This is a genomic window from Pseudomonas sp. LBUM1657 (genome assembly GCF_059716075.1).
Genome location: NZ_CP166799.1, coordinates 2,926,668 through 2,947,795, shown reverse-complemented (window position 1 = coordinate 2,947,795; position 21,128 = coordinate 2,926,668). Strand labels below are relative to the sequence as shown.

Sequence of the window (21,128 nt, the reverse complement as noted above, 5' to 3'; positions counted from 1 at the left end):
GCTCAATGTGAAAGCGACCTCGCCCGCGAAAACGGTGGCACATCCAACATCATGCTGACTGTCGGGCCGCCTTCGCGAGCAAGCCCGCTCCCACAGTGGAGCAGTGTCGATCACAACATTCGCGCACGACACCGAACAAAAGTGGGAGCGGGCTTGCTCGCGAAGAGGCCATCACATCCAACATCAATGTCGACTGACACTCCGCCTTCGCGAGCAAGCCCGCTTCCACAGGGTTTGCGTTGAACCGTTAGAGCGCGTCGCGGGATGGTTGGCCATCCACCAGGCGCTGAATGCGCAACGGGTTGCCATTCTTCAACGCCTCCGGCAGCAAACTGTCGGGGTAGTTCTGGAAGCACACCGGACGCAGGAAACGGTCGATGGCCAATGTGCCCACCGACGTACCTCGGGCATCGGACGTTGCCGGATACGGCCCGCCATGCACCATCGAATCGCAGACTTCCACCCCCGTCGGATAGCCGTTGAGCAGGATCCGCCCGACCTTCTGTTCCAGCAGCGCGGTCAGCTCGCCGTACTGCGCGAAGTCTGCCGGTTCGCCAATGATGGTCGCCGTCAGTTGCCCGTGCAGGCCGTTCAACGCAGCACTCAGTTGCGCCTGATCCGCCACTTCGACGAACACCGTGGTCGGGCCGAACACTTCCTCTTGCAGCACTTCATCGCCGTTGATCAGCAGGCTGACGTCGGCCTTGAACAATTGCGGCTGCGCCTGACTGCCTTGCTGCGGGCTGCCCGCCAGATGCTCGATGCCCGGGTGTGCGAGGAGTTTCTGCAAGCCCTTGCCATAGCTGCTCAAGGTCCCGGCGTTGAGCATGGTTTGCGCCGGTTGATCCGCCATCAGCCCGGCCACCTGCTGCACGAACGCACTGAACTGCGGCGAGCGAATACCGATCACCAGGCCCGGATTGGTGCAGAACTGACCACAGCCCTGAACCACCGAAGCAGTCAGGTCGCGGGCGACACTTTCCGCACGTGCGGCGAGCGCCTGGGGCAACACGATCACCGGGTTGATGCTCGACATCTCGGCAAACACCGGGATCGGTTGCGCACGTGCTGCGGCCATGTCGCACAGCGCGCGACCACCTTTCAGCGAACCGGTGAAGCCAACGGCCTGAATCGCCGGGTGCTTGACCAGCGCTTCGCCGACCCCACCACCGTAGATCATGTTGAACACACCCGCGGGCATCGCGGTTTTTTCTGCGGCGCGGATGATTGCATCGGCGACGAGTTCGGCCGTGGCCATGTGGCCGCTGTGCGCCTTGAACACCACCGGACAGCCCGCCGCCAGTGCCGAAGCGGTGTCGCCGCCAGCAGTCGAGAACGCCAAGGGGAAATTACTCGCGCCAAACACGGCGACCGGTCCGAGGCCGATGCGGTACTGACGCAGATCAGGACGCGGCAACGGCTTGCGCTCGGGCAAAGCCTGGTCGATCCGCGCCCCGTAGAAATCACCGCGACGCAGGACTTTGGCGAACAGACGCATCTGCCCGCTGGTGCGACCACGCTCGCCTTGAATCCGTGCGGCAGGCAATGCGGTTTCCCGGCAGACCACGGCCACGAACTCATCACCCAAGGCGTCCAGTTCATCGGCGACGGCCTCGAGAAACTGCGCCCGACGCTCGGCACTCAGGCTGCGATAGGCCGGGTAAGCCGTGGCGGCAGCGTTGGCTGCGGCGTCGACTTCTTCCCCGGTGGCCTGGTAGAAATCATGGGGTAAGGTTTCGCCCGTGTTGGCATCAACGCTGTTGACGATGATAGTGCCGGCTGCGCTGCGCTGACCGCCGATGTAGTTGTGACCAAGGATCTGGCTCATGGGGTATCTCCTTAAAGGGTGCCGACGGTGCCGGGTTCGAACGCGGCTTCGACGGTTTGGATGCCGTTGATCAATGGCGCACCGAACTCGGCCTGGCTGATTTCGAAGACATCACCCGGCTGGGTGCGGATGCCGTCGGCGAAGGACAGGGTCGCGGTACCGAAGAAGTGAACGTGCACATCCCCCGGGCGCAGGAACTGGCTGTACTTGAAATGGTGGTATTCGAGGTTTTCCAGGCTGTGGCACATATTGGCTTCGCCACTGAGGAATTCGTTCTGCCACAGCACCTCACCGTCACGCAAAATGCGACTGGTGCCGGCCAAGTGTTGCGGCAGTTCGCCGACCCGCAGTTCCGGGCCATAGCTGCAACTACGCAGTTTCGAATGGGCCAGATAGAGGTAATTCTTGCGCTCCATCACGTGATCGGAGAACTCGTTGCCCACGGCAAAACCGAGGCGATAAGGCTTTCCGTCGTGGCCGATGACATACAGACCGCTGAGTTCCGGCTCTTCACCGGCGTCTTCGGCAAACGGCGGTAGCGGGAACGGTTGTCCGGGGCGCACGACAATGCTGCCATCACCTTTGTAGAACCATTCCGGTTGCACACCCGCGTGGCCGGTCGCCGGTTTACCGCCCTCCACGCCCCACTTGAAAATGCGCATGGTGTCGGTCATTGCGGCTTCGTCGCCGGCCTGCTGATGCATTTTGTCCCGGGCCGACGCGCTGCCCAAATGGGTCAGGCCGGTACCGCTGACCAGCAAGTGCGCCGGGTCCGGGTGATCCAGCGGCGGCAGGATGCGCAGCGTGGCCAGCAGTTCGGCATAGTCGTGGCTGATGCCCAGGCCCAGGGTGTTCACCTGTTGCTGCAGATTCACGCCCGCCTCGATCGCCGCCAGTGCCAGGTCGCGGACCGTGCGCGCGTCCTGGACTTCGCGCACCAGGCCCTCCTCGACCACGCCGACGCGGCGCTCGCCGTTACTCAATTCGAACTGAACTAAACGCATGATTTTCTCCTGTAAACACATCTCGAAAACTCCGCAAAACTGATGTGGGAGCGGGCTTGCTCGCGAATGCAATTGGACATTCAACATTGAAGTTGGCTGACACACCGCTTTCGCGAGCAAGCCCGCTCCCACATTTGATTGGGGTCAGCCCTCTGGCTGGGTTCGTGTCGCACCACGAGCACTCGCCGCAAACTGTTCGGTCGACAACACGTGCTTGCGCTCCAGCAGGCGATAAACGACGCCGGTCAGCACCAGACCGAACACCATCACGCATGACAAGAAATACAGCCCCGATGCCAGATTGCCGGTGTATTCCTTCAGCGCACCGATCACGAACGGACCAATGTAGCCACCGAGGTTGCCTACCGAGTTGATCAAGGCGATCCCCGCCGCCGCACTGGCGCCGGCAAAGAAGCGACCCGGCAAGGTCCAGAACACCGCGGTGCAGGAAAACAGCGCGAATGCCACCAGGCACAATGCCGCCAGTTGCAGCACCGGCACTGTCAGCCAGGCGCTGAGGAAGAGGCCGATCGCACCCAACACATACAGCACGGCCAGGTGACCGTAGCGGTCATTCAAGCGGTCGGAACTGCGCGGAATGATCAGCAACCCGATAATCCCGAAGATGTAGGGCACCGACGACACAAACCCGGTGGTGAGATCGCTGCCGCCGAACTGCTTGATCAAGGTCGGCAACCACAGGCCCAGGCCATAAATGCTCAACGTCACCGGCAGGTAGAACAACGCCAGTAGCAAGACGCGTTTGTCCTTGAGGGCGTGCAGCGGATTACCGTGGCGGGTCTGGCCGTAGGCTTCCAGGTCCTTTTTCAACTCGCCGCTGAGCCAGTCCTTTTCAGCCTGGGACATCCATTTCACTTGCTGCGGACCGTCCGGCAACCAGCGCAGCACCGGCCAGGTCAGCAGGATTGCCGGCATGCCGATGACGATGAACAGCCACTGCCAGCCGTGCAGACCGAGAATGCCGTCCATGCCAAGCAAACCGCCGGACACCGGGCCGGTGATCATCATCGCGATGGGTTGGGACAGGATGAACAACCCGAGGATCTTGCCGCGATGGCGAACCGGGAACCATTGGGTGATGTAGTACAGAACGCCCGGGAAGAACCCGGCTTCGGCCGCACCCAGCAGAAAGCGCATCACATAGAAGCTGTTCGGGCCCTGGACGAACGCCATGCCGATGGTGATGGCGCCCCAGGTGACCATGATCCGCGCGAACCAGCGCCGCGCGCCAAAGCGGTCAAGCATCAGGTTGCTGGGGATCTCCAGCAGGAAGTAGCCAATGAAGAACAGCCCTGCGCCCAGGCCGTAAGCCGCGTCACCCAGGCCGATGTCGGCGCCCATGTGCAGCTTGGCGAACCCCACGGCGGAGCGATCCACATAGGCGATCAGGTACAGCAGGATCAGGAAAGGAATCAGTTTCAGCGTGATGCGACGAATAAGCCGCAGTTCCTGGCTCATGAGATCGGTCTCCGATTGTTGTTGTTATAGAACCTCGGGGGACGCCTCTCGCCGAAAACCGCCAGGGCCATCCCTCCGTTGAACGCGACTATATAGTAATACTATTTGCTCAACAACACTTCCAAACCGTGGAAATTGCGCTTATGTTACGCCTCAGCTCGAACAATATAGTCATACAATAAGAGAATCGATCATGTCTGATAAAAAACCCACCCTGCGCTCCGCCCAATGGTTTGGCACCGCCGACAAAAACGGCTTCATGTACCGCAGCTGGATGAAGAATCAGGGCATCGCCGACCACCAGTTCCATGGCAAGCCGATCATCGGCATTTGCAACACCTGGTCGGAGCTGACCCCGTGCAACGCGCATTTCCGCCAGATTGCGGAGCACGTCAAGCGCGGAGTGATCGAGGCCGGGGGCTTTCCCGTGGAATTCCCGGTGTTCTCCAACGGCGAGTCGAACCTGCGCCCCACCGCCATGCTCACTCGTAACCTGGCGAGCATGGACGTTGAAGAAGCCATTCGCGGCAACCCGATCGATGGCGTGGTGTTGCTGACCGGCTGCGACAAAACCACCCCGGCGCTGCTGATGGGCGCCGCCAGTTGCGACGTGCCGGCCATCGTCGTCACCGGTGGGCCAATGCTCAACGGCAAACACAAGGGCCAGGATATTGGCTCGGGCACGGTGGTGTGGCAGCTCAGCGAACAGGTCAAGGCCGGCACCATCACCATCGACGATTTCCTTGCGGCCGAGGGCGGCATGTCCCGTTCGGCGGGCACCTGCAACACCATGGGCACTGCCTCGACCATGGCCTGCATGGCTGAAGCACTGGGCACTTCCCTGCCCCACAACGCGGCGATTCCTGCGGTCGACGCGCGCCGTTATGTGTTGGCGCACATGTCCGGCATGCGCGCGGTGGAGATGGTTCGCGAAGACTTGAAGCTGTCGAAGATCCTCACCAAAGAAGCGTTTGAAAACGCCATTCGCGTGAACGCCGCCATCGGCGGTTCGACCAACGCGGTGATCCACTTGAAAGCCATCGCCGGTCGGATCGGCGTGGAACTGGACCTGGACGACTGGACCCGCATCGGTCGCGGCATGCCGACCATCGTCGACCTGCAACCGTCCGGACGCTTCCTGATGGAAGAGTTCTACTACGCCGGCGGCCTGCCGGCGGTGTTGCGTCGCCTCGGTGAAGCCAATCTGATTCCCAACCCGAACGCCATGACCGTCAACGGCAAAACCCTCGGCGAGAACACCAAGGACGCACCGATCTACGGCCAGGACGAAGTGATCCGCACCCTCGACAACCCGATCCGCGCCGACGGCGGCATCTGCGTGTTGCGCGGCAACCTGGCCCCTCTTGGTGCCGTGCTCAAACCGTCCGCCGCCAGTGCCGAACTGATGCAGCATCGCGGGCGTGCGGTGGTGTTCGAGAACTTCGACATGTACAAGGCGCGAATCAACGATCCGGAACTGGACGTGGATGCCAACTCGATTCTGGTGATGAAAAACTGCGGGCCGAAGGGTTATCCGGGTATGGCCGAAGTCGGCAACATGGGCTTGCCGGCCAAGCTGCTGGCCCAGGGCGTGACCGACATGGTGCGGATTTCCGACGCACGCATGAGCGGCACGGCGTACGGCACCGTTGTCCTGCACGTGGCGCCTGAAGCTGCGGCGGGCGGGCCTTTGGCGACGGTGAAAGAAGGCGACTGGATCGAACTCGATTGCGCCAACGGCCGTCTGCACCTGGACATTCCGGACGCCGAACTGGCAGCGCGCATGGCCGACCTGCAACCGCCACAGCAGTTGATCGTGGGTGGCTATCGTCAGCTGTACATCGACCATGTGCTGCAAGCGGATCAGGGCTGCGACTTTGACTTCCTCGTCGGCTGCCGTGGCGCCGAGGTGCCGCGCCACTCTCACTAACTCCACTCATCCAATGTGGGAGCGGGCTTGCTCGCGAAGGCGGTTTATCATTCAACGTCTTCGTTGTCTGACACTCCGCCTTCGCGAGCAAGCTCGCTCCCACATTTGTTCTCTGTTTCCTTCACAATCCAGCTCTAGCGACCATCACTCGCCGCGCCTGTTATCATGCGCGCACCTCATCGCACAGGATCGCGCCGTTCCCCATGGATTACCGCAAACCCTCCGACCGCAAAAGCATGCACTCGCGCATCGTCCAGGAACTGGGCATGCAGATCGTTTCGGGACGATTCAAGCCGGACGACAAACTGCCCGCCGAGGCTCTGCTGTGCGAGGAGTACGCGGTCAGCCGGCCGGTGCTGCGCGAAGCCACTCGGGTGTTGGTCGCCAAGGGTCTGGTGTATTCCCGTCCACGGGTCGGCACTGTGGTCAAGCCGCGCCGGGATTGGCACATGCTCGACCCGGACGTGCTGCACTGGCTGATGCAAAGCAGCCCGCAGAATGAATTTTTCAGCCTGCTGACCAGCGTGCGCAGCATCATCGAACCGGCGGCGGCCGCCCTCGCGGCGCAGTTCGCCACGGACGATGACATCGCCTCCATCGGTGAAGCCTACCAACGCATGGAAGCGGCTCCGACGCCGGAAGCCTTGCTGCAACCGGACCTGGATTTCCACAGCCGCATCGCCGACGCGACCCACAACGACCTGTTGGCGAATCTTTGCAACATGCTGTCGGTAGCCATTGCCGAAGCCTTGAAGCATTCCAACCAGCGGCCGAACCTGCATGAACTGGCGTTGCCACGGCACAAGGCGATTCTCACCGCGATCGAGAATCGTGATGCCTTGGGTGCGCGGCATGCGACGCTGGTACAGCTCGACGATGCGCGCAGTGCGCTGAATGTGGTGCTCGGTACCGATCTCTCATAGCCACCACAAATCCAATGTGGGAGCGGGCTTGCTCGCGAAGGCGAAGTGTCAGCCACCAGAGATGTAGAATGTACAACCGCCTTCGCGAGCAAGCCCGCTCCCACAGGTGTTTGGTGTGAAATTTGAGATGTAAAAAAGCCGCAACCTTGGTTGCGGCTTTTTTGTTTCAGCGACCGATCAGTGAGCAAACAACGAATTGCCCTTCTGCCCCGCCAGTTTCTCCGGTTTGATCAGGAACCGTGCCAGCGCTGGCAGCAGCCACAGTGCACCGAACATGTTCCATAGCAGCATGAAGGTCAGCATCAGGCCCATGTCGGCCTGGAACTTGATGGCCGAGAAGATCCAGGTGCACACGCCGATGGCCAGGCACAGACCGGTGAACAACACGGCCTTACCGGTGGATTTCAGCGTCTGGTAATACGCCTCTTGCAGCGGCAGGCCGGCACGCAGGAAGCTTTCCAGACGGCTGTAGATGTAGATCCCGTAGTCCACGCCAATCCCCACCCCGAGCGCCACCACTGGCAGGGTCGCGACTTTCACGCCGATGCCCATGAATGCCATCAGGGCGTTGCCGAGCACCGAGGTCAGCACCAGCGGCAGCACGATGCACAGGGTCGCCGCCCAGGAGCGGAAGGTGATCATGCACATGGTCGCGACGCAGATGTACACCAGGATCAGGATGGTCAGCTCGGATTCCTTGATCACCTCGTTGGTGGCCGCCTCGATCCCGGCGTTACCCGCAGCAAGGATGAACTCCAGACCGTCCTTGTTGTTTTCCTTGGCGAACTCCTGCACGGCATGAACGGCGCGGTCGAGCGTTTCGGCCTTGTGATCGTTGAGGAACACCAGGACCGGCGCCAGGGAGCAACTGTTGTTGTACAGGCCATCGGCACGGGCGATGGAGTTGTTCAGCACATCCGGGTTACGCGACAGGGTTTCCCATTTCAGGTTGCCTTCGTTCATCCCCTTGATCATTTGCTTGGACACGGTCACCAGGGAAATCGCCGACTGCACGCCCTCGGTGTTCTGCATCTTCCACATCAGTTCGTCGATCGGCGCCATGGCTTCGTAGCGCGAGCAACCTTCGGACTTGGTCTTGACCATCACCACCAACACATCGGAACTGGTGGAGTAGTTGCTGATGATGAAGTTGTTGTCCTTGTTGTAGCGCGAGTCCGGACGCAGTTCCGGAGCGCCTTGGTCAAGGTCGCCGATTTTCAGGTTCTGGCTGTACCAGAGGCCGCCACCGAAGGCGATCAGTGCCAGGGCAATGGAGATTGGTGCAACTTTCGGGCTGGCAAAGTTCGACAGCAGGCGCCAGAACGGATGCTCGCGGGTCGCGTCTTTCTTGCTGCGTTCGACGGCGCGTTTGCTGATGCCGACGTAGGAAATCGCTACCGGCAGCAGGATCAGGTTGGTGAACACGATCACCGCCACGCCGATGGACGCGCCAATGGCCAGTTCACGGATCACACCGATATCGATGATCAGCAGCGTGATAAAACCCACCGCATCCGCGAGGATCGCGATCATCCCCGGCAGGAACAGTTGGCGGAAGGTGCGCCGCGCGGCAGTGAGTGCGTTGTCCGCCTCACTGGACTGCAAGGCAATACCGTTGATCTTTTGCACGCCGTGGGAAATACCGATGGCGAAGATCAGGAATGGCACCAGCATCGAGTAGGGATCAAGCCCGAAGCCGAAAAAGTGCATCAAGCCGAGCTGCCAGACCACCGCCACCAGCGTCGTACTCAACACCGCCACGGTGCTGCGCATGCAGTGGGTGAACCAGTACAACAGGATCAGGGTGATGACAAAGGCGATGCCGAAGAACATCACCACCATGACCAGTCCGTCGATCAGGTCACCGACCTTCTTGGCGAAACCGACGATGTGGATCTGTACGTTAGGGTTCTGGGCTTCGAACTTGTCGCGGATCTTTTCTTCCAGCTCGTGGGAGAATTTCCGGTAGTCCAGCGCCAGCAACTTGCCCTGGTCCTGCGGGTCCGGGTAGGACTCCAGCAACGGAATGTCGACGATGCTCGACTTGAAGTCGTTGGCCACCAACCGCCCGACCTGCCCGGACTTGAGCACGTTGTTGCGCAATAAATCGAGGCTTTGCTGGGAGCCGTTGTAGCTCTGGGGAATCACTTCACCACCGGCGAAGCCCTCCTCCGTTACCTCGGTCCAGCGTACGCTCGGACTCCACAGCGACTTGAGGCCCGAACGGTCGACACCGGAAATGTAGAACACTTCATCGTTGATCTGACGCAGGGTCTCCATGTACTCCTTGGAGAAGATGTCGCCGTCGGTGGCTTCCACCGAGATCCGCACCGTGTTGCCCAGGTTCGCCAGATCGTTGCGGTGCTCCATCATCTTTTGAATGAATGGATGCTCCAGCGGAATCATTTTTTCGAAGCTGGTGGACGGCCGGATCAGCGTCGCCTGCCAGAACAGGAAAATACTGACCAGCAGGCAGATGACGATCACTGCCGGGCGGTTGTTGAAAATCAGGCGCTCAAGAAACGTCGCCTTGTCTTGGTGATGACTGCTCAAGGATGTCATAGACCCGCCTTCTTATTATTTGCCCGGCTCATTTGGACGACCCATTTTTTCCATTCTCTGCGCCAGTCGGCGAAGTGACGCGAACCCCGCCCTGTCCTGCCAGAATCAGTTTGCCGTCGCCCGTCGCAGTCACCGCCGAGACGGAAATGCGATCCGGACGGTTGAACACGCTGAAGGTTTCGCCGTCGTCGTTGCTGCGAATCACCGAACCGCCATTGCCGACGATCACGATGGAACCGTCGTCGAGCAGCGTGGCGCCGGACAGGCCGAACTCCAATGTGCCACGAGCGGCTTTCAACTCGACCGGCTCCCAGGTGGTGCCGAAATCGGTGGAGCGAAACAGATTGCCCCGCAGCCCATAGGCCAGCAGCGTATTGGCCTGAGCGGTGCCGATCACACCAAACAGCGAACCTTCGTACGGACCTTCCAGTTTCTCCCAGGTCTGGCCCCAATCGGCGGAGCGGAACATGCTGCCCTGCTCACCGACGATGAACAGCCCGGCATCCTTGACCGCCGCGATGGCGTTGAGGTGGAACTGGTCTTCGTTGTCCAGGCGGTCGCTGACGGCTTCCCAGTGCTTGCCACCGTCGGTGGTTGCCATCAACGCGCCGTAGGCGCCCACGGCAAAGCCGCTGTTCACGTCCTGGAACCAGACATCGAGCAGCGGCGATTCGCGCGTCAGGTCTTCAAATTGCTTGGTCCAGGTGACGCCGCCGTCCTCGCTGGCGAGGATTTGTGCGTCATGGCCGACGGCCCAGCCGTATTTGTCGTCGACAAAAAATACCGACGTCAGCAGTTGCCGGGTCGGTACCTTGGCCTGGGTCCAGGTCGCGCCCTGGTCATCGGAATACAGAATGTGCCCGCGATCCCCGACCGCCACCAGACGCTTGCCGGCGTGCACGACGTCGAGCATCAGGCTTTTGCTGGCCCTGGCGGATTCAACGGAATAAACAACGTCGGATGCTGGCGCGGCGGCGGCCAGCACAGGTGCCGACAGCACGACACAACCCAACAGCGAGAGCGCTGTAGCCAGCAACGCGAATTTGCGTAGTGCCGGCGGGCGGCTAATACCCACACCCATGACAGGCTCACTCATAGACCTTCCCCCATTATTATTGTTAGGTCGTTCAACCTTTCAGGGCCCGCAAGGGGTGCTCATCAGGATTGGCTGTTTAGGAGCATAGTCCTGAAACCCGCAATCCAGAGCCCCTTCGGAAGCTGGCTTATCCTATCGGTGTTTGGAAAGGTCTGACAATCGACGCCGCGTTATCTTTTGTTAACCTGGGGGGATGGGGGGCAGGCTGAATGATTGGGTATCAGGTGGGGTGATTGGGGTTTGGTGATCGGTGATGGTCGTTCGGTGTTCGGTGTTCGGTGATGGGTGTGCATATCCGTTGCTGCGGTAACGGCGGGTCAGGGTTACGCCCTTACGGCGGGTCACTTGGAAGAGCCCCAAGTAACCAAGGGCTCTTGCCCCTAATGAGATGGTCAGCCCGGCGAGAACCTCGGCAAGTCTAAACTTGCCGGGTTGCCCACTGCGCAGAACCTCCACTCGGTCTCTCGAGGGGGCGTCCACCGCAAAAGCGAGGCCGCGACCTTTTGATCTGGCTTTGGCTTTTGCTATGGCTTTTGATGTTGATCTTGATCTACCCGCCCCTTCGGAAGGCTGAGTGGAGGTGTTCATCTGGGGATTGGCGCACAGCGCCGTTCGACGCAGTCGAACACATTGCATGTAGGTCGTAGCGAAGCAGACCGGAGGGCAATGCCCCCAGATGGATACCGGAGCGAAGGAACGCCGAGCATTAGCGAGGGGCCGGACGCTCGGGGCGAGACCTTTTGGTTCCTTTTGGGGCGTTCCCTCCGTGTCAGGCTACCTGTCGCCCTTGTTGATTGACTCATTCATTCAAGAGGGCGAAGGTGTTTTGCAATGTCCAAGCGCTATGACGAAGACTTCAAAGATTGGGTCGTTCTGCAAATGATGCCGCCCCTCAATCGCTCAGTGGCGGAACTCGCCGTTGCGCTTAATCTCACGCCTCAGTCACTGCGAAACTGGAGACAAATGGCTAGAGATAAAGGTTTGATCGTGCCGGGAAACGGCAAGACCAGTGATCAATGGTCCAGCGCCGATAAATTCAACGCTGTGATGGAAACCGCACCGTTGAGTGAGGTGGAAACCTCTCAATACTGCCGGATCAAGGGCATCTACCCGGAGCAAATCCGTCAATGGCGCGAGACCTGCCAAAACGCCAATATTCTTGCTGATCTGAAACCCAGCGTAGAGAAAACTGCCGAGCAACGGCGGATTAAAGAGTTGGAACGTCAGTTGATCCGGTCAGATGCTGGACGTGCTGAGGCGGAGGCTTTGCTGGAACTCAGAAAAAAAGCCAATGCGATCTGGGGCAAGGACAAGGAAGACTGATCGACGCCTCTGATCGTACGCAAGCCATGAAGTTGATTGCAGACGCGGTGCTGAATGGCGCTCGTCGATATCGAGCGTGCAATGAGTTGGGGTTGAGCCTGCGCACAGTCCAACGCTGGCGACACGCTGGCTGTGATCGACGACGACTGGCTCAACGGGCAGCTCCGGCTAATAAGCTCAGTGAGACAGAACGCCAAGCGGTGCTTGATGCTGCCAATCAGGCTGGCTACGCCAGCCTCACCCCGCACCAAATCGTTCCTAAGCTGGCCGATGCAGGCATCTACCTGGCCTCGGAGTCGACGTTTTATCGTGTGTTAAAAGCAGCCAATCAAAACGTGCGTCGCGGCAGAACCAAAGCCCCGAAACGCAGGGTGCTGACGACGCATCGCGCTGACAGCCCCAATCAGGTGTGGTGCTGGGATATCACCTGGTTGCCTAGTACCGTCAGAGGTCGGTTTTTCTACTGGTACATGGTCAAGGATGTTTACAGCCGCAAGCTGGTCGCCAATGAAGTACATGAGGTGGAGTGCGCCGAACACGCGTGCGAACTGCTCAGAAAGGGGTGCTTACGTGAACACACAGCGGGTCGTTCGCTGGTGCTGCACTCGGATAACGGGCACGTGATGAGAGGTTCTTTGTTGCGTGAAAGTATGGTTGCGCTGGGCGTCGAGCCATCCTTTAGCCGGCCAAGGGTGAGCAACGATAACGCCTATGCCGAGGCACTTTTCCGCACCGCCAAGTACTGCCCACTCTGGCCGGATCAACCTTTTGATACGGTCACTGATGCAAGGCTTTGGGTGCAGAAATTCATAGAATGGTACAACGAAGATCACCGCCACAGCGCCTTGAAATATGTGACGCCGAACGAACGTCACGAAGGCAAAGCGACGGTTTTATTACAAGCTAGAGCAGCACTTTATGAAGATGCCAGGGAAGCTAATCCGAATCGCTGGAGTACTCGGACACGGAACTGGAAGCTGGCAGATGCGGTGTATTTAAACCCAGAGCGCCCTGAAGTTAAGGGCGCAATGGGCTAGCCGCAGCTGTACTAAGGCGACAGGTACCTTGACACGTACCGCGTTTGCCAAAAGGGACTCGCTGTAAGAGCGAAACCATAAGTGGCCGTTACCGCAGGAATGGATATGTACCCGGTCAACACACGATAGGTCGTCTGTCAGGACGCCTTCGCAGGCAAGCCAGCTCCCACAGTAAATCGAGTACACATGCCTAAATCGCGTCGTCTATCAGGACGCCTTCGCGAGCAAGCCCGCTCCCCCAGGGTCCGAGTGAACCCTGGGGGATCAAAGCCAAACTCAGGCCAGACTTTTGCTGACAACCTCAAACACATCACTGGACAGTTGACCCGAAGCACGAATCCGCTCCAGCTCACCTTTCATCAACGCCTGACGAGCGTCGTCATACTTGCGCCAGCGCGTCAGCGGTGCAAGTTGGCGAGAGGCGATCTGCGGGTTGAACCCGTTCAACTCAATCACCAGATCCGCCAGGAACCGATACCCGGACCCATCGGCCGCATGGAAGTTGATCAGGTTCTGCCCGGCAAATGCGCCCACCAGCGCCCGCACCTTGTTCGGGTTCTTGATGTTGAACGCCGGATGCTCCATCAACGCCTTCACCCGATCCAGGCCACCGGGCAATGTGCTGCCCGCCTGGACGCTGAACCACTGATCCATGACCAGCGGATTGTCCTTGAAGTGCTCGGCGAAGCTCGCCAGTGCCGTGGCCTTCTGCTCCTCGAACGGCGAATTCACCAACACGGCCAGCGCAGTCAGGCGCTCGGTCATGTTGTCGCACGTATCGAATTGCTCAAGGGTCGCCGCCAGTACTTCCGGCTTGCCGATCAACATCAGGTACGACAGAGCGATGTTCTGCAAGGCACGACGAGCGAAATGCTCGGCTTCGGCCACGTAAGGGGTCTTTTTCGACAAGTCGCGGTTAGCTTGATAACGCAGCCACAGCGCTTCGAACAGATTGTCCGCCAGTTGCTTGCGGGCAAACTCGCGAGCGATGTGAATGGCGTCGACGTCAGCCACTTCGCTGATCTCGGTCAGGTACGCCTCGCCTGGCAACGAGAGCATTTCCGCCACCATGGCCTGATCCAGCGTCTCGTCGGACAGTACGCTGCGCAACGCAGTAGTCAGGCGCTGATCCAGCACCAGCGCTTCGCCGTTCTGATGTTGGGCGATCAGTTCTTGCAGCACTTGCACCGACAATTGCTGACCGGCATCCCAGCGGTTGAAACCGTCGCTGTCGTGCTGCATCAGGAACATCAGCTGGTCGCGGTCGTACGGGAAGCTTAGTTTCACCGGGGCCGAGAAACCACGCAGCAACGAAGGCAGCGGCTTTTCAGCGATGTCGATGAAGGTGAAGGTCTGCTCGGCTTCGGTCACCGACAGCACGCGGGAAGTCCCGTCCGCTGCGGCCTCGCCCGTCAGGCGCAATGCAATGGCCGCACCTTTGGAGTCCAGCAAGCCCAGTTCGACCGGAATCACGAATGGCAGCTTCTCGACCTTGTCCGGGGTTTCCGGGCAGCTCTGGCGGAACGTCAGGCTGTAGGTTTTTGCCGCGGCGTCGTAGGACTCGCTCACCGCCAACCGTGGTGTGCCAGCCTGGCTGTACCAGCGCTTGAACTGGGTCAGGTCGACACCGTTGGCGTCTTCCATGGCCTTGATGAAGTCATCGCAGGTCACGGCCTGGCCGTCATGGCGTTCGAAATACAGGTCGCTGCCTTTGCGGAAGCCTTCCGCGCCGAGCAAGGTGTGGATCATGCCGACCACTTCCGAGCCCTTTTCGTACACGGTCAGGGTGTAGAAGTTGGAAATCTCGATGAAGCTGTCCGGGCGCACCGCGTGGGCCATGGGGCCGGCGTCTTCGGCGAACTGGTGGGTACGCAGGTACGCCACGTCCTGGATGCGTTTAACCGTTGCCGAGTTCATGTCGGCGGAGAAACCCGAATCACGGAACACTGTGAAGCCTTCCTTGAGCGACAGCTGGAACCAGTCGCGGCAGGTAACGCGGTTGCCCGACCAGTTGTGGAAGTATTCGTGGGCAACGATCGCTTCGACCCGCTGGTGCGCGGCGTCGGTGGCGGTTTCGGCGCGGGCCAGCACGGCGCTGGAGTTGAAGATGTTGAGGCCCTTGTTCTCCATGGCGCCCATGTTGAAATCGTTCACCGCGACGATCATGAAGATGTCCAGGTCGTACTCGCGACCGTAAACCTCTTCGTCCCAGCGCATGGACTTCTTCAGGCTGTTCATGGCGTGCTGGCACTTGTCGATGTTTTCCGGCTCGACGTAGATGCGCAGCGCGACGGAACGGTCGGTCATGGTGGTGAAGGTGTCTTCGACGCACCACAGGTCACCGGCCACCAGCGCGAACAGATACGCCGGTTTCTTGAACGGGTCTTCCCAGGTTGCCCAGTGCCGGCCGTCTTCGCCGGGACCTGAGGCAATCGGGTTGCCGTTGGACAGCAGTACCGGATAGCTGTGCTGCTCGGCGACCACCGTGGTGGTGAACGTGCTCATCACGTCCGGACGGTCGAGGTAATAAGTGATCTTGCGGAAGCCTTCGGCCTCGCACTGGGTGCAGAACATCGTGCCGGACTTGTACAGGCCTTCCAGCGCGGTGTTGGTTTCCGGGTGAATCCTGACGCTGGTGTCGACCGTGAAGGCGGTGCTGGTCGGGTGCAGGGTCAGGTGATTCTCGGTCAACTGGTAATCGGCAGCGCTCAGTTCGCGGTCGGCCAGTGTCACCGACAACAGGTCGAGTTGCTGGCCGTCCAGCACCAGTGGCGGCAGGCCCGGGCCACGTTCAGGATTGCGGCGCATCACCAGTTGCGCATGGACCAGGCTGTGGTCCTCGAACAACTCGAAGGTCAGGTGCGTCTCGTCGATCAGGTACTCGGGGGCCTGATAGTCCTTCAGGTAGATCATCTTCGGTTGTTCGGTGCGCATGCTGGAGTCCTTACTGATGCACGGCGAGCTGATAGGCCGTGTATTTACGAATATTGATCACGCCGGTATCGAAAATCAGGTATTGGCCCTTGATCCCCAGCAGCGTGCCTTCGGCAATCGGGTTCTTGTCCAGGTTGAAGCTGACGATCTTCGCCGGGTACTGCTCGACCGGATAACGGATTTCGAGCGGTTCGACATCGGCAATAGTCTGGATTGCCTGCAGGCCGAATCGTTCCTGCAAACCTTGCAAACCTTCGGCGCAACTTTCAAACAGCTGATCGCGAACCTGCGCCAGATCCACCGATACCGCCTCGCCCTTGAGTAAAGCACGCCAGTTGGTCTTGTCGGCCACCTGACTGCGGAACAGGTCTTCGACGAAGCCCGACTGCTGACGGGTCGAGACGCGCATGATGGGCAAGGCCTGTCGGGCGCCCTGGTCGATCCAGCGTGTGGGCAACTGGGTGGCACGGGTAATCCCGACTTTCACCCCCGACGAGTTGGACAGATACACGATGTGATCGGTCATGCAGAACTTCTCGCCCCACTCTGGCTCCCGGCAGGTGCCGGCGTCGTAGTGGCAACGCTCCGGGCTCATGATGCAGATGTCGCACTGAGCCAGTTTGGTCATGCACGGGTAGCAGTAACCCTGGCTGAAGCTGGTTTTGGTCTTGCGTCCGCAATGGGAGCAGTGAATCGCCCCCAGGTATTCCAGGCGCACCGTGCTGCCGATCAACGGATTGACCGGCACCTCGACGTCGCCCAGACGAAAAGCGTACTGCACATTCGGCCCATCTAGGCGTGCCGACATTTTACTGATTGCACCGCGGCCAATCTCGATCAATGGATGGCATCCGACTTGAATAGGATGTTCGGCACGGTGATCGACTTCGAACTGCATTCCTGCGGCCCCATGTAACCGGTGCGCTCTTCCTCGGGCAGGTTCTGGATTTCCCAGGCGATCATCGCTTGCAGCGACAGCTCGCGTTGCTCGGCGGTGAGTTTGCCACCGTCAGACCATTTACCGATTTCCACCGCCAGTTTCAGGCTCCGGTAGATATCAGGGGTGATGTTTTTGATCATTTCATTAAAAGAGGACATCAAGGGCTCCGCGCTCTTTATTCACATAACTGTTTTAGACGGCCAGTTTACGGCGGTTGTACAAACCGCCCAACAAACCGGTGAAGCATCCGATGAGTAACCCGCTGACGTGAGCCGCGTTGGCAATTTCACCGAAGCCAATCATCGAGACCAGCCCGGACAGACACAGCAGCAGCCACACCAGCATCATCACCAGAACCCCTCGAGGCAGGCGATAGGCCGGGTTCGGCGACAGGACCTGGAAAATCCAGCAATGCCCGAGCAGGCCATACAGGACCCCGGACAACCCACCAAACAGCGTCGCCCCACTGAAAACGAACTGGGCGTAGTTGGACACCACGCTGAACAACAGCGTCAGGCCGATCAGATTGATACTGCCCTGGCGCGACTCGATGCGCCGCCCCAGTTCCCAGAACCACATGCCGTTCATGGCCAGGTGCAGGATGCCGAAGTGGATCAGCATCGGCGTTACCAGACGCCACCACTGCCCCGCCGCCAGACTGTCGGCCAGTGGCGTGAAATAAATGTATTCGCCGACGACACGAAAATCGAGAAAGGTCAGCCAGTGCATCGTGTCGAGGTTTTCGCCCAGCAGCGTCACCGCGCCGACGATCAGGCTCAGCAACAACACCAGTGCAGTGGCCTTGGCGTAGCGCAGTTGCTCGGCAAAACCGGGGCGGCGCGTCGTCTGCGCCACGGGAATGTCCAGTTGCTGATCAGGGTCGCCAGCCGGGAAGCGTTCATACAACGAACGCACGTCCTCGCTGATGTTGGCGGGCACCCATAGCACCTGTTCACCCGCCTCTTCACTGACCCGATGCGGCACCTGCATGCGTTGCAGCAGTTTGACGAACCCACTCAAATCCACCGCCAGTGGCAGACGCAATACGGCCACAGCACTCATTGCAGCACCTCCGGCCGCTCGACATCGACCCAGACGAATTTATGCGGATCGAGGCGGGTTTCCTGATCCAGGCGATAGGCGACCAGTTTGCCGTAGAGCACGGCACTGTAATCCAGGCAGGCCAGGTTCGGACGGATCGGTGCCGGTTTGCCGCTGCGCCAGTAGTGGCCGACAAACAACAAAGGTTCGTCGACGCCGTAGCGCAGCAAGGTGTTTTTTTCGGTAGAGGACAGTGGCGTCTGGGCCACGGGCTCGGGCAAGGCGTCGGGCTGGAACACAATGTCTCCGTAGGTTTGCGGGTCGTCTTCCCAGAATTTGGTGCGAAAGAACGAACGCGTCAGGCCATCGCCGCTGGTCATGGTCAACCCATGGGGCAAGCGCATGTCGGTGCCGCGCAGCAGGCGGTCGAACACGGTGCAGGCAAAACTGCCTGGCACCGCCGAAGCCTGGAGGAAATGCTCATCGACGCAACCATCGGGAAACAACGCGCGCAGCGGTTCGATCAAGCCCGAATCCCAGCAGGCATGCACCACCCGGAAGCGCCCGGCATCAATAAACAACGGCAACTCGTAAAACCATTGCTGGAAGTCATGCCAGTCGCCGGGATGGTTTTCAAATTGAGTGAGGGTTTCACCCAGCAGGCGGGCATGACGCGGCGTGTGTTCACGCACGAACTGCTTGCCACTGCCCGGAGGCGCCGGGGTGCTCCAGCCGAGGGCGTTGAATTCATGGTTGCCCATGATGCACAGCGCCTGGCCAGCCTCGACCATGTCATGGACGATGTGCAGCGCTTCGCGAATCCGCGGGCCGCGGTCGATGATGTCACCGACGAACACCGCCATACGCGACGAATGTCGCCAGACGCCACCTTGTTTTTGATAACCGAGCCGGTCGAGCAAGTGCTCAAGGGTCAGAGCGCAACCGTGCACGTCACCGATCAGGTCGTAGCTACGCGCGGGATCGAGCATCAGTCGCCTCCACCACCCAACCGACTGCCCCAGCCGAGCTTGGTCCGGCAGACTTCATAGTAGTTGTGGTCGAGCGGATGGATCAGCCGAAGCTTCTGGGCCTTTTTGCTGATGGTGATGGTGTCACCGGGCGCGCAGGTGAAGTGGTTCTGCCCGTCACAGGAGACTTGCGGGTAGATCTGCATATCCTTGGACACGACGATTTTCAGCTCACTGTTGCCATCGACCACAATTGGTCTACCCGACAAGGTATGGGGGTACATCGGCACAATCACAATAGCGTCAAGCTTGGGATGCATGATCGGGCCACCTGCCGACAGCGCGTAAGCGGTCGAGCCGGTCGGCGTGGCGACGATCAGGCCGTCAGCCTTCTGGCTGCAGACGAACTGGCCATCGATGTACAGCTCGAACTCGATCATCCGCGTCGACTTGCCGGGGTGCAGCACCACGTCGTTCAACGCATCGCCCTGGCCAATAGCCTCGGCGTGGCGGCGGACTTCGGCTTGCAGCAGGAAGCGGTTTTCCACCAGATAGTGGCCGTCGAGCACTTCGGCGACTTTGACTTCCAGCTCATCGGGGCGGATATCGGTCAGGAAACCCAGGCTGCCCCGGTTAATGCCGAGCACCGGGATATTGTGTCGGGCCAGCGCACGTGCAGCGCCGAGCAAGCTGCCGTCGCCGCCAACCACAATCACCATGTCACACACTTCGCCGAGCATCTTGCGCGACGACGTTTGCAGGCCATGACCCGGCAGGACTTCGGCGATGGTGTCTTCGAGAATCACGTGCAGGTGACGATCGAGCAGAAACCGTTTCAGTCGGCGGACGGTATCCAGCACCTGAGAACTGCCCAGGCGACCGATGATGCCGATATTGCGAAATTGCTCCATGGGGCTCCTGCGGGGATCTTGGACGGCGAAAAACACGATTATGGGCGAAAGCCGCCCGTAGACAAAATCCTTTCAGCCACAACGATGTACTCCTGTTTAAGGCTATGCTCGCAAGATGATCCTATTTCCAGACTTGCTCCAGTTGCCCCACCAGTTACGCCATCCCGAAGTGCGTGATCTGGCGTGGGTCATCCTCGCGCCGCCGATGCTCGACGTCACCCCGTGGCCGCAGCGTCATCCGCTGGCCGGCAGCGACTGGGTGCAGGCACCGCAGCGACTGGAACAATGGCTGCGGCAGCTCGATCGCGACAGTTATGACTTGTTGCACTGGCTGGCGCAGGCCAGGACCCGGCGTCTGGGCTTGTACTATGAGCGACTATGGCAATACGCCGTGCGACACGCACCGGGAATCGAGCTGATTGCCGCCAACATGCCGATCCGCCGCGAAGGCCACACCCTGGGCGAACTGGACATGCTGCTGCGTGATCGCGACGGCGTGCATCATCTGGAACTGGCGATCAAGCTTTACCTCGGCCCGCAGAATGGCGACGGACACGACACAGCGCAATGGCTCGGCCCGGGTTGTCACGACCGGCTGGACCGCAAACTGGCGCACCTGAGCCAGCATCAATTGCCGATTTCCGCGCGCCCTGAAAGCCGTGAAGTCCTGGCGGCGCTGGATATCCAACGGTTCAGTGCCCATTTGTGGCTGGGCGGCTATTTGCTGTATCCATGGCCGGGACAGTCCGCATCACCAAGTGGCGCGCATCCGCAGCATCTGCGCGGTAGCTGGTTGCATCAAAAGGATTGGGCCGAGTTTGTCATGCAGCGTCCATTCGGCCGCTGGCAACCCCTGCCCCGCCACGCCTGGCTGGCGCCGGCGCACTATCCCGCCGAGCAGACCTGGAACACCGAACAGCTCGATGCCTGGCGGAGCGAACTGGACCCGCTGGCTCCGGCGCAGTTGCTGGTGCGATTGACCGAAAATGCCGAAGGCGAGTGGGAAGAAGCCGAGCGGCTGTTTCTGGTGGCGGATCTTTGGCCGAATGTGCCGGGCCAGGGCTGAGTTTTTTGTAGTGACTGGACTGGCCCTATCGCGGGCAAGCCCGCTCCCCCAGGGATCTTTGGCGTAAGAAAATCCTGTGGGAGCGG

Annotated in this window: 15 protein-coding genes; 4 read left to right on the top strand and 11 right to left on the bottom strand. The window is 60.0% G+C overall.

Going from position 1 to position 21,128, the window contains the following annotated elements; all coding sequences use genetic code 11:
* Nucleotides 1-247: 247 nt before the first annotated feature.
* The 3 genes from ACA055_RS13620 to ACA055_RS13610 form a co-directional block, all read right to left on the bottom strand.
* Nucleotides 248-1,828, bottom strand: a complete 1,581-nt coding sequence (locus tag ACA055_RS13620; RefSeq protein ID WP_497684106.1) for an aldehyde dehydrogenase (NADP(+)) — start codon at nucleotides 1,826-1,828, stop codon at nucleotides 248-250.
* Nucleotides 1,829-1,839: 11 nt separating this feature from the next.
* Complete coding sequence (gene araD1 / locus ACA055_RS13615; protein WP_497684105.1) at nucleotides 1,840-2,832, bottom strand: AraD1 family protein; 993 nt, start codon at nucleotides 2,830-2,832, stop codon at nucleotides 1,840-1,842.
* A 144-nt stretch (nucleotides 2,833-2,976) separates the two neighbouring features.
* Entirely contained in the window at nucleotides 2,977-4,311 is a 1,335-nt protein-coding gene (locus tag ACA055_RS13610; protein ID WP_497684104.1) for an MFS transporter, read from the bottom strand.
* A gap of 193 nt (nucleotides 4,312-4,504) precedes the next feature.
* Here ACA055_RS13610 and ACA055_RS13605 point away from each other — a divergent pair, with 193 nt between their 5' ends.
* Both ACA055_RS13605 and ACA055_RS13600 read left to right on the top strand, forming a co-directional pair.
* A complete protein-coding gene (locus tag ACA055_RS13605; protein WP_497684103.1) occupies nucleotides 4,505-6,241 on the top strand; it encodes an IlvD/Edd family dehydratase in 1,737 nt (578 codons plus the stop codon).
* A gap of 203 nt (nucleotides 6,242-6,444) precedes the next feature.
* Nucleotides 6,445-7,164 carry a FadR/GntR family transcriptional regulator gene (locus ACA055_RS13600; RefSeq protein ID WP_497684102.1) on the top strand — a complete coding sequence of 240 codons (720 nt, stop codon included), beginning with the start codon at nucleotides 6,445-6,447 and terminating at the stop codon, nucleotides 7,162-7,164.
* A 177-nt stretch (nucleotides 7,165-7,341) separates the two neighbouring features.
* Here the strand turns inward: ACA055_RS13600 and ACA055_RS13595 are convergent, their stop codons facing one another.
* Both ACA055_RS13595 and ACA055_RS13590 read right to left on the bottom strand, forming a co-directional pair.
* Nucleotides 7,342-9,726, bottom strand: coding sequence for an efflux RND transporter permease subunit (locus tag ACA055_RS13595; protein ID WP_497684101.1), 2,385 nt, complete (start codon nucleotides 9,724-9,726; stop codon nucleotides 7,342-7,344).
* 28 nt (nucleotides 9,727-9,754) lie between these two features.
* Nucleotides 9,755-10,822 carry a WD40/YVTN/BNR-like repeat-containing protein gene (locus tag ACA055_RS13590; RefSeq protein WP_497684100.1) on the bottom strand — a complete coding sequence of 356 codons (1,068 nt, stop codon included), beginning with the start codon at nucleotides 10,820-10,822 and terminating at the stop codon, nucleotides 9,755-9,757.
* A gap of 831 nt (nucleotides 10,823-11,653) precedes the next feature.
* On the opposite strand from ACA055_RS13590, the gene ACA055_RS13585 reads away from it, so the two are divergent.
* A protein-coding gene (locus ACA055_RS13585) for an IS3 family transposase (RefSeq protein ID WP_497681942.1) occupies nucleotides 11,654-13,182 on the top strand; the annotation gives its coding sequence in 2 pieces (ribosomal slippage) (nucleotides 11,654-12,095 and nucleotides 12,095-13,182; 1,530 coding nt in all).
* 276 nt (nucleotides 13,183-13,458) lie between these two features.
* Here ACA055_RS13585 and pepN read toward each other — a convergent pair.
* From pepN to ACA055_RS13555, 6 genes are read right to left on the bottom strand one after another with little or no spacing between them, the layout of a single operon-like run.
* The gene (pepN, locus tag ACA055_RS13580; RefSeq protein WP_497684099.1) at nucleotides 13,459-16,116 is read right to left on the bottom strand and encodes an aminopeptidase N; all 2,658 of its coding nucleotides are present in this window, start codon (nucleotides 16,114-16,116) and stop codon (nucleotides 13,459-13,461) included.
* A 10-nt stretch (nucleotides 16,117-16,126) separates the two neighbouring features.
* On the bottom strand, nucleotides 16,127-16,957 hold the full coding sequence (locus ACA055_RS13575; protein ID WP_497684407.1) for a DUF2797 domain-containing protein: 831 nt from the start codon (nucleotides 16,955-16,957) through the stop codon (nucleotides 16,127-16,129).
* Nucleotides 16,954-17,214: a YeaC family protein gene (locus tag ACA055_RS13570; RefSeq protein WP_461950288.1), complete on the bottom strand. Its 261-nt coding sequence runs from the start codon at nucleotides 17,212-17,214 to the stop codon at nucleotides 16,954-16,956. Before ACA055_RS13570 ends, ACA055_RS13575 begins: the two co-directional genes overlap by 4 nt.
* Before the next feature lie 34 nt (nucleotides 17,215-17,248).
* Nucleotides 17,249-18,118: a rhomboid family intramembrane serine protease gene (locus ACA055_RS13565; RefSeq protein WP_497684098.1), complete on the bottom strand. Its 870-nt coding sequence runs from the start codon at nucleotides 18,116-18,118 to the stop codon at nucleotides 17,249-17,251.
* Entirely contained in the window at nucleotides 18,115-19,089 is a 975-nt protein-coding gene (locus ACA055_RS13560) for a metallophosphoesterase (RefSeq protein WP_497684406.1), read from the bottom strand. The genes ACA055_RS13565 and ACA055_RS13560 overlap by 4 nt, the downstream gene beginning before the upstream one ends.
* Entirely contained in the window at nucleotides 19,086-19,976 is an 891-nt protein-coding gene (locus ACA055_RS13555) for an NAD(+) kinase (protein WP_010459816.1), read from the bottom strand. The genes ACA055_RS13560 and ACA055_RS13555 overlap by 4 nt, the downstream gene beginning before the upstream one ends.
* A gap of 115 nt (nucleotides 19,977-20,091) precedes the next feature.
* Here ACA055_RS13555 and ACA055_RS13550 point away from each other — a divergent pair, with 115 nt between their 5' ends.
* Nucleotides 20,092-21,042 carry a DUF1853 family protein gene (locus ACA055_RS13550; protein ID WP_497684097.1) on the top strand — a complete coding sequence of 317 codons (951 nt, stop codon included), beginning with the start codon at nucleotides 20,092-20,094 and terminating at the stop codon, nucleotides 21,040-21,042.
* Nucleotides 21,043-21,128 lie beyond the last annotated feature (86 nt).

Excerpts from the sequence above, each read along its gene's own strand:
- ACA055_RS13620 (WP_497684106.1), bottom strand. The coding sequence starts at position 1,828 with ATGAGCCAGATCCTTGGTCACAACTACATCGGCGGTCAGCGCAGCGCA.
- araD1 (WP_497684105.1), bottom strand. The coding sequence starts at position 2,832 with ATGCGTTTAGTTCAGTTCGAATTGAGTAACGGCGAGCGCCGCGTCGGC.
- ACA055_RS13610 (WP_497684104.1), bottom strand. The coding sequence starts at position 4,311 with ATGAGCCAGGAACTGCGGCTTATTCGTCGCATCACGCTGAAACTGATT.
- ACA055_RS13605 (WP_497684103.1), top strand. The coding sequence starts at position 4,505 with ATGTCTGATAAAAAACCCACCCTGCGCTCCGCCCAATGGTTTGGCACC.
- ACA055_RS13600 (WP_497684102.1), top strand. The coding sequence starts at position 6,445 with ATGGATTACCGCAAACCCTCCGACCGCAAAAGCATGCACTCGCGCATC.
- ACA055_RS13595 (WP_497684101.1), bottom strand. The coding sequence starts at position 9,726 with ATGACATCCTTGAGCAGTCATCACCAAGACAAGGCGACGTTTCTTGAG.
- ACA055_RS13590 (WP_497684100.1), bottom strand. The coding sequence starts at position 10,822 with ATGAGTGAGCCTGTCATGGGTGTGGGTATTAGCCGCCCGCCGGCACTA.
- pepN (WP_497684099.1), bottom strand. The coding sequence starts at position 16,116 with ATGCGCACCGAACAACCGAAGATGATCTACCTGAAGGACTATCAGGCC.
- ACA055_RS13570 (WP_461950288.1), bottom strand. The coding sequence starts at position 17,214 with ATGTCCTCTTTTAATGAAATGATCAAAAACATCACCCCTGATATCTAC.
- ACA055_RS13565 (WP_497684098.1), bottom strand. The coding sequence starts at position 18,118 with ATGAGTGCTGTGGCCGTATTGCGTCTGCCACTGGCGGTGGATTTGAGT.
- ACA055_RS13555 (WP_010459816.1), bottom strand. The coding sequence starts at position 19,976 with ATGGAGCAATTTCGCAATATCGGCATCATCGGTCGCCTGGGCAGTTCT.
- ACA055_RS13550 (WP_497684097.1), top strand. The coding sequence starts at position 20,092 with ATGATCCTATTTCCAGACTTGCTCCAGTTGCCCCACCAGTTACGCCAT.